This window comes from Craurococcus roseus (genome assembly GCF_039523795.1).
GTDB lineage: Bacteria > Pseudomonadota > Alphaproteobacteria > Acetobacterales > Acetobacteraceae > Craurococcus > Craurococcus roseus.
In genome coordinates this window covers 1-1,027 of record NZ_BAAAFZ010000040.1, presented here as the reverse complement: position 1 = coordinate 1,027, position 1,027 = coordinate 1, and the positions used below count along the sequence as shown (strand labels likewise).

The 1,027-nt window shown below is 80.0% G+C and carries 1 protein-coding gene; it reads left to right on the top strand.

Going from position 1 to position 1,027, the window contains the following annotated elements; translation table 11 throughout:
- The first annotated feature begins 270 nt into the window (after positions 1 to 270).
- The gene (locus tag ABD067_RS14165) at positions 271 to 906 is read left to right on the top strand and encodes a hypothetical protein (RefSeq protein ID WP_343895961.1); all 636 of its coding nucleotides are present in this window, start codon (positions 271 to 273) and stop codon (positions 904 to 906) included.
- Positions 907 to 1,027 lie beyond the last annotated feature (121 nt).

Below are 1,027 nucleotides of genomic sequence, written 5' to 3'. Positions count from 1 at the left end.
GTCGCCACCGCCGTCGGCATCAGCCCGGCGTTGGTGCGCCGCATCGCCTTCGAGGCGCGCAAGAACGGCCACCCGGATGCCGTCCCGCCCCGCAGGCCTTACCGGCGCGCGGAGTAGCGGCGGCCTGAGGCCGGGCCGCCGCGCCCGCTGGCAGGGACCGCCGCGTCCGGACTCTCCCCCTCGCCCCGCTGGCGCCGCCGCGGGGTTTGTGGAAGATGTTCATGCGTCCCCGGGAGCGCCGAGCGGCGCCGGGAGCGGGAGCACCACACCATGGGCGGCGGGGACGGCGGCGGGGCGGGGGGACGGCGGGACAGGATGGCGGCGGCCGCGCGGTCGCTGGAGAAGGAGTTCGAAGGCCGGGGCTTCGCCCTCCTGGTGTTCGGCGACGACGCGCGCGACGGCCGCATCGGCTACATCTCGAACCGCCCCCGCGGGGCCATGCTGGAGGCGCTGCGTGCCTTCGTCGCCGCCCACGGCGCGGCGGCGGCGGTGCTCGGGGCGGCCGACCGCGAAAGGCTGGCCGACCTCGCCCGCCGGGCGGCCGCGCACCCGGCGGACCGGCGCGTGTTCGCCGACCCGGTGCGGGGGCCGGGGGCGCTGCGCGCCTTGGCGTCGCTGCGGGTCGAGGCGGCGGGCGTGGTCGTCGCCTTCTCGCACGACCTGACGCCGCCGGACTGGGAGCCCGTCCTGCACCTCAGCGTCGCCGCGCCGGACGGCTCGCCGCCCGCCCCCGCCCTGGTGCGGGAGATCGCCCGCGGGTTCGGCATGGAGGGCTGCCGGTTCCGGCCCGCGCCGCCGCCGCACGGCGGCGAGGCCCTGCACGCCTTCCTGCCGGTGCGGGAAGCCGCCGTGGCCGCCGCCGCCGCCGACGACGACCCGGCCGATCGGCCCCGCTGGACCAACTGAGGGCCGCCGACCGGCCCCGCCCGCCGTCCGGTGCTCCCGGATGCCGTGTAGCCGACGCGGCGCAGCGGCCCGCTCGCCGCCGCGCACGGGCGGGACGGCGTCCGGAGCGGGCGCGAGCATG